The sequence below is a fragment of the Priestia megaterium genome (assembly GCF_041941685.1).
GTDB classification, from domain to species: domain Bacteria; phylum Bacillota; class Bacilli; order Bacillales; family Bacillaceae_H; genus Priestia; species Priestia megaterium_C.
Genome location: NZ_CP130958.1, coordinates 206,011 through 212,500, shown reverse-complemented (window position 1 = coordinate 212,500; position 6,490 = coordinate 206,011). Strand labels below are relative to the sequence as shown.

The following is a 6,490-nucleotide window of genomic DNA, read 5'->3' as shown; positions in this document are numbered from 1 at the left end:
CACTATCGGTCACTAGGTAGTATTTAGCCTTGGGAGATGGTCCTCCCAGCTTCCGACGGAATTTCACGTGTTCCGCCGTACTCAGGATCCACTCAAGAGGGAACGAAGTTTCAACTACAGGGTTGTTACCTTCTTCGACGGACCTTTCCAGGTCGCTTCATTTACTTCGTTCCTTTGTAACTCCGTATAGAGTGTCCTACAACCCCAAGAGGCAAGCCTCTTGGTTTGGGCTAATTCCGTTTCGCTCGCCGCTACTCAGGAAATCGCATTTGCTTTCTCTTCCTCCGGGTACTTAGATGTTTCAGTTCCCCGGGTCTGCCTTCAATATCCTATGTATTCAGATAAAGATACTGCTCCATTACGAACAGTGGGTTTCCCCATTCGGAAATCTCCGGATCAAAGCTCACTTACAGCTCCCCGAAGCATATCGGTGTTAGTCCCGTCCTTCATCGGCTCCTAGTGCCAAGGCATTCACCGTGCGCCCTTTCTAACTTAACCATTAGCGAATAAATGGTACAACATAATGTTGTGTTATTTATTGGTTTGATTAAAGAAAAGTTTCACTTTTCCTCAGCAATTACTGTTATCTAGTTTTCAAAGAACAATCGCAACCAAAATTCTTCTTATCTAATAAGAAGAAAGTAGTGTGCTTTCTATAATTGAGAGATTGAACTCTCAAAACTGAACAAAGTGTCAAAACGTACGTCATGTAAAAATCCTTAGAAAGGAGGTGATCCAGCCGCACCTTCCGATACGGCTACCTTGTTACGACTTCACCCCAATCATCTGTCCCACCTTAGGCGGCTAGCTCCTTACGGTTACTCCACCGACTTCGGGTGTTACAAACTCTCGTGGTGTGACGGGCGGTGTGTACAAGGCCCGGGAACGTATTCACCGCGGCATGCTGATCCGCGATTACTAGCGATTCCAGCTTCATGTAGGCGAGTTGCAGCCTACAATCCGAACTGAGAATGGTTTTATGGGATTGGCTTGACCTCGCGGTCTTGCAGCCCTTTGTACCATCCATTGTAGCACGTGTGTAGCCCAGGTCATAAGGGGCATGATGATTTGACGTCATCCCCACCTTCCTCCGGTTTGTCACCGGCAGTCACCTTAGAGTGCCCAACTGAATGCTGGCAACTAAGATCAAGGGTTGCGCTCGTTGCGGGACTTAACCCAACATCTCACGACACGAGCTGACGACAACCATGCACCACCTGTCACTCTGTCCCCCGAAGGGGAACGCTCTATCTCTAGAGTTGTCAGAGGATGTCAAGACCTGGTAAGGTTCTTCGCGTTGCTTCGAATTAAACCACATGCTCCACCGCTTGTGCGGGCCCCCGTCAATTCCTTTGAGTTTCAGTCTTGCGACCGTACTCCCCAGGCGGAGTGCTTAATGCGTTAGCTGCAGCACTAAAGGGCGGAAACCCTCTAACACTTAGCACTCATCGTTTACGGCGTGGACTACCAGGGTATCTAATCCTGTTTGCTCCCCACGCTTTCGCGCCTCAGCGTCAGTTACAGACCAAAAAGCCGCCTTCGCCACTGGTGTTCCTCCACATCTCTACGCATTTCACCGCTACACGTGGAATTCCGCTTTTCTCTTCTGCACTCAAGTTCCCCAGTTTCCAATGACCCTCCACGGTTGAGCCGTGGGCTTTCACATCAGACTTAAGAAACCGCCTGCGCGCGCTTTACGCCCAATAATTCCGGATAACGCTTGCCACCTACGTATTACCGCGGCTGCTGGCACGTAGTTAGCCGTGGCTTTCTGGTTAGGTACCGTCAAGGTACGAGCAGTTACTCTCGTACTTGTTCTTCCCTAACAACAGAGTTTTACGACCCGAAAGCCTTCATCACTCACGCGGCGTTGCTCCGTCAGACTTTCGTCCATTGCGGAAGATTCCCTACTGCTGCCTCCCGTAGGAGTCTGGGCCGTGTCTCAGTCCCAGTGTGGCCGATCACCCTCTCAGGTCGGCTATGCATCGTTGCCTTGGTGAGCCGTTACCTCACCAACTAGCTAATGCACCGCGGGCCCATCTGTAAGTGATAGCCGAAGCCATCTTTCAATCATCTCCCATGAAGGAGAAGATCCTATCCGGTATTAGCTTCGGTTTCCCGAAGTTATCCCAGTCTTACAGGCAGGTTGCCCACGTGTTACTCACCCGTCCGCCGCTAACGTCATAGAAGCAAGCTTCTAATCAGTTCGCTCGACTTGCATGTATTAGGCACGCCGCCAGCGTTCATCCTGAGCCAGGATCAAACTCTCCGAAGAAATGTTTGACTTGCTCAATTTAAAAATAAAAATTAACGTTGACGTTGACGTTTGTCGCTTTGTTCAGTTTTCAAAGTTCAATATGTTTGGAGCGGGTGATGAGAATCGAACTCACGACATCAGCTTGGAAGGCTGAGGTTTTACCACTAAACTACACCCGCAATATGGCGCGCCCGAGAGGAGTCGAACCCCTAACCTTTTGATCCGTAGTCAAACGCTCTATCCAATTGAGCTACGGGCGCTTCTTATGATGTTTACCGCTGTTGTTTTGGCGACTTTATTATAATATCATTTCTATCTTCTTATGTCAACACTTTTTAAAAAGTTTTTTTGGTGCGGCCGAGAGGACTTGAACCTCCACGGGGTCGCCCCCACTAGGCCCTCAACCTAGCGCGTCTGCCATTCCGCCACGACCGCTAAATACATAAAATGAATAAGATGCGGGTGAAGGGACTTGAACCCCCACGTCGTAAAGACACTAGATCCTAAGTCTAGCGCGTCTGCCAATTCCGCCACACCCGCAAGAAATGAAAATGAGCCATGAAGGACTCGAACCTTCGACCCTCTGATTAAAAGTCAGATGCTCTACCAACTGAGCTAATGGCTCTTTATGGCTGGGCTAGCTGGATTCGAACCAACGCATGACGGAATCAAAATCCGTTGCCTTACCGCTTGGCGATAGCCCAATAATTTAAAATGGCGGTCCCGACGGGAATCGAACCCGCGATCTCCTGCGTGACAGGCAGGCATGTTAACCGCTACACCACGGGACCATCCAAAATTATGTATAAAACAGTCAAATGGTGGAGGATGACGGGATCGAACCGCCGACCCCCTGCTTGTAAGGCAGGTGCTCTCCCAGCTGAGCTAATCCTCCACAGAGTATGTAAATAAAAATCAATGGTGACCCGTACGGGATTCGAACCCGTGTTACCGCCGTGAAAGGGCGGTGTCTTAACCGCTTGACCAACGGGCCATTATAAAATGGCGGAGAAGGAGGGATTTGAACCCTCGCGCCGCTTACACGACCTACACCCTTAGCAGGGGCGCCTCTTCAGCCACTTGAGTACTTCTCCATATGGCTCCACAGGTAGGACTCGAACCTACGACCGATCGGTTAACAGCCGATAGCTCTACCACTGAGCTACTGTGGAATAATATTTATCAGACTTCTTACATTGTAATCGACATTATATGTAATGTCAATAAGTTTTTGTGATTTCTTTGCCGTTTATTTGAGACGGCTTTATTAATTTATCATAATCAATCTATTTTAGTCAAGCATCTTCTACATTTTTTTTAATTTACCTTTACACTTGCCACAAACATATTTAACCGTGTTCACTTTTCTTTTTCGAACATATTTTTGATCACACTGCATACATACATATATGTACTCTTTTTTCTTTCCATCACTTTCTTTTTTCAATGCCTGACAAAAGCGGGGGGCGCCTACTTCTTTCATTAGCCTTTTAAAGTCTTGATCTCCATGCTTATACCCTTTCCCCTCAATATGCAAATGATAGTGACAGAGCTCATGTTTAATAATTTCTACTATTTCTTGTCTGCCATATTGTTCAAAGTATTTGTAGTTTACTTCTATATTAGATGTACGTAACAAATACCTTCCACCTGTCGTACGTAAACGAGAATTAAAAGTGGCTTCATGACGAAATGGTTTGTGAAACAGCTTCAATGAAATTTCTTCTACAAGTATTTGTAAATCCTTATCATTCATTTTATATACTCCTCTACTGTATGAAATCACCTGACTAGCTCTTTGGGCATACACTTCATTACATACTCACTATTCACCTTATCATAAATGAAAAGGAGTGATTGTCCTTATGCCAATGTGGCTACAAAAACAAATGAGGCGCGCTTATTCTGAAAAAGACCGTGCACAAATAAAATTGCTCAATCAATGTTGGTTTTTTTATCAAAAAAATAATTCCGCTTCTTAAATCACTTCTTTTTACAAATAAAATTGCCTTTTCAGAAAATCTGAAAAGGCAATTTTATTATTGATGGGGCGGAATCATCGTCAGTGCGACTCTTCCTTTTTTCATATCTACGTCTTCTACCCACACATTCACCAAATCTCCTACTGAAATGACATCGAGGGGGTGCTTAACGTACCGATTCGTTAATTTAGAAATATGGACTAGGCCGTCTTGCTTAACTCCTATATCGATGAACGCTCCGAAGTCTACGACGTTTCGCACCGTACCTTCAAGCTGAATACCTTTGGCAAGGTCCTCTAGCTTCAAAATATCCTGACGGAGCAAAGGTTTTGGCAGTTCATCACGAGGATCTCTTTCCGGTCTTACGAGCGCTTCTATAATGTCTTTTAAAGTAAGCTCCCCTATACTTAGTTCTTCTGATATTTCGGGTAAAGAAATATGTTTTAATGCTTCTTTTACTTTCTCCGTTCCAAGCTCAGTCTCTTTCACTTCAGCTTTCTTTAAAAGCTTTTTAACGTCTCCATATGTTTCAGGATGGATACCCGTTCTGTCTAAAGGTTCTTCACCTTCTATAATACGTAAAAACCCAATACACTGCTCATACGTTTTAGCGCCTAGACGCGGAATTTTCTTCAACTGTTTTCGGTTAGAGAATTTTCCGTTTTCATCCCGATATTTTACAATGTTTTGAGCAACTGTCTTATTTAGACCAGCAACGTATTGGAGAAGCGAAGCAGAAGCCGTGTTTGCATTTACTCCTACCTGATTTACTACTGTCTCTACAATAAAAGTCAGTGAATCATTTAATTGCTTTTGAGACACATCATGCTGATACTGCCCTACTCCTACCGACTTAGGATCGATTTTCACAAGTTCAGCCAGCGGATCTTGCAGCCTTCTGGCAATCGATACAGCGCTTCGCTCTTCTACTTGAAAATCAGGAAATTCCTCTCTAGCAACATCAGAAGCCGAATACACGCTTGCTCCCGCTTCATTCACAATCAAATAATAAACTGAGTTTTCAATTTCTTTAAGAACATCCGCTACAAATTGCTCCGTTTCGCGAGATGCCGTTCCGTTTCCAATGGCTACTACTTCAATAGGGTATTCAGCGAACATTTTCTTTAATTTATTTTGCGCTTCAGCTGCTTTTCTCACAGGAGGATGTGGATAAATAACATCAATTTTTAATACCTTGCCTGTTTCATCTACTACAGCTAATTTGCAACCTGTTCGAAAAGCTGGATCTACTCCTAATACCACTTTCCCTTTCAATGGAGGTTGGAGAAGAAGTTTTCGTAAGTTTTCAGAAAAGATGTGAATGGCTCTTTCTTCCGCTTTTTCTGATAGCTCTTTACGGATTTCGCGTTCAATAGATGGTTCTATTAAGCGTTTATAAGCATCTTCTGTAGCTGAGATGATATAACTTTCGGCTGAAGAATCCCTTTTTTTGATTACTTGTTTATGTAAATATGAAAGAATACGATCTGTAGGCGCATCAATACTCACTTTTAAAATACCGTCTTTTTCTCCTCTATTCATAGCTAAGATACGATGAGGAACGATTCGCTTTACCGCTTCTGTATATTCATAGTACATTTCATAGATATTTTTTTCATCTTTTTCCGGATCTTTGACTGAAGTAACAATTATGCCATCTTTTACAGTGGTCGTACGAATCCATTGACGATAAGACGCTTCGTCAGAAATTTGTTCTGCTACAATGTCTAGGGCTCCCTGAATAGCTTCGTCAGAAGATTGAACTCCCGCTTCTTCATTTATGTATGTTTGTGCTTCATTCTTCACGTCAGAACGTGGAAAACTTAGTAGCCACTCTGCTAATGGTTCAAGACCTTTTTCTTTTGCTACAGTTGCTTTTGTACGTCGTTTTTGCTTAAAAGGGCGGTATAAATCTTCTACTTGCTGCAATTTCTTCGCTTGATGAATTTGAGCAGCCAGTTCCTCAGTTAATTTCCCTTGCTCTTCAATTAATCGAAGAACTTCCTCTTTACGCTCCTCTAAATTCATTAAGTAGTTCCAGGAATCTAAAATATTCCGGATTTGGACTTCATCCAAAGCACCAGTTTGTTCTTTTCTATATCGAGCAATAAAGGGAACTGTATTACCGTCTTCTACTAAAGCAATTACGTTTTGTACTTGCTTTTGTGAAATCTCCACCTCTTTACTTACACGTTGAACAATTTGATTATCTAATTTCGTTGCGACAGACACAGCTTATCCTCCTACCTAA

3 protein-coding genes, 11 tRNA genes and 2 rRNA genes (1 of these 16 cut by a window edge) are annotated in these 6,490 nt (G+C 43.9%); 1 reads left to right on the top strand and 15 read right to left on the bottom strand.

Translation table 11 applies throughout. The annotated features are described in order from the left end of the window. From Q5794_RS01255 to Q5794_RS01190, 14 genes are all read right to left on the bottom strand, one after another. A 23S ribosomal RNA gene (locus tag Q5794_RS01255) occupies nt 1–498 on the bottom strand; it reaches 2,438 nt to the left of the window's first position. A 225-nt stretch (nt 499–723) separates the two neighbouring features. Then, nucleotides 724–2,275: ribosomal RNA gene (locus Q5794_RS01250) — 16S ribosomal RNA — on the bottom strand. The 16S and 23S rRNA genes sit together here with 11 tRNA genes alongside, the layout of an rRNA operon. Nucleotides 2,276–2,362: 87 nt before the next feature. Beyond that, a tRNA-Gly gene (locus tag Q5794_RS01245) sits at nt 2,363–2,436 on the bottom strand. A gap of 4 nt (nt 2,437–2,440) precedes the next feature. Beyond that, nucleotides 2,441–2,517: transfer RNA gene (locus Q5794_RS01240), tRNA-Arg, on the bottom strand. Nucleotides 2,518–2,606: 89 nt separating this feature from the next. After that, nucleotides 2,607–2,692: transfer RNA gene (locus tag Q5794_RS01235), tRNA-Leu, on the bottom strand. Nucleotides 2,693–2,714: 22 nt separating this feature from the next. Next, nucleotides 2,715–2,797, bottom strand: a tRNA-Leu gene (locus Q5794_RS01230). A 12-nt stretch (nt 2,798–2,809) separates the two neighbouring features. Beyond that, a tRNA-Lys gene (locus Q5794_RS01225) sits at nt 2,810–2,882 on the bottom strand. Between the two features lie 4 nt (nt 2,883–2,886). Next, nucleotides 2,887–2,961, bottom strand: a tRNA-Gln gene (locus Q5794_RS01220). Nucleotides 2,962–2,972: 11 nt separating this feature from the next. Next, nucleotides 2,973–3,048, bottom strand: a tRNA-Asp gene (locus Q5794_RS01215). 28 nt (nt 3,049–3,076) lie between these two features. Beyond that, nucleotides 3,077–3,152: transfer RNA gene (locus Q5794_RS01210), tRNA-Val, on the bottom strand. 24 nt (nt 3,153–3,176) lie between these two features. Then, nucleotides 3,177–3,251 (bottom strand) — tRNA-Glu (locus Q5794_RS01205). Nucleotides 3,252–3,260: 9 nt separating this feature from the next. Then, nucleotides 3,261–3,351, bottom strand: a tRNA-Ser gene (locus tag Q5794_RS01200). Nucleotides 3,352–3,354: 3 nt separating this feature from the next. Then, nucleotides 3,355–3,429 (bottom strand) — tRNA-Asn (locus Q5794_RS01195). Between the two features lie 134 nt (nt 3,430–3,563). Further along, on the bottom strand, nt 3,564–4,013 hold the full coding sequence (locus Q5794_RS01190) for a SprT family protein (RefSeq protein ID WP_192998191.1): 450 nt from the start codon (nt 4,011–4,013) through the stop codon (nt 3,564–3,566). A gap of 109 nt (nt 4,014–4,122) precedes the next feature. On the opposite strand from Q5794_RS01190, the gene cmpA reads away from it, so the two are divergent. Further along, nucleotides 4,123–4,239 (top strand): cortex morphogenetic protein CmpA, encoded by a 117-nt coding sequence (gene cmpA / locus Q5794_RS01185; protein WP_013055014.1) that lies wholly within the window; start codon nt 4,123–4,125, stop codon nt 4,237–4,239. Nucleotides 4,240–4,296: 57 nt separating this feature from the next. Here the strand turns inward: cmpA and Q5794_RS01180 are convergent, their stop codons facing one another. Next, entirely contained in the window at nt 4,297–6,471 is a 2,175-nt protein-coding gene (locus Q5794_RS01180) for a Tex family protein (protein WP_192998192.1), read from the bottom strand. Between the last annotated feature and the right edge of the window lie 19 nt (nt 6,472–6,490).

What these genes read in the sequence shown, in the direction of transcription:
- Q5794_RS01190 (WP_192998191.1), bottom strand. Translation starts at nt 4,013, where the DNA reads ATGAATGATAAGGATTTACAAATACTTGTAGAAGAAATTTCATTGAAG.
- cmpA (WP_013055014.1), top strand. Translation starts at nt 4,123, where the DNA reads ATGCCAATGTGGCTACAAAAACAAATGAGGCGCGCTTATTCTGAAAAA.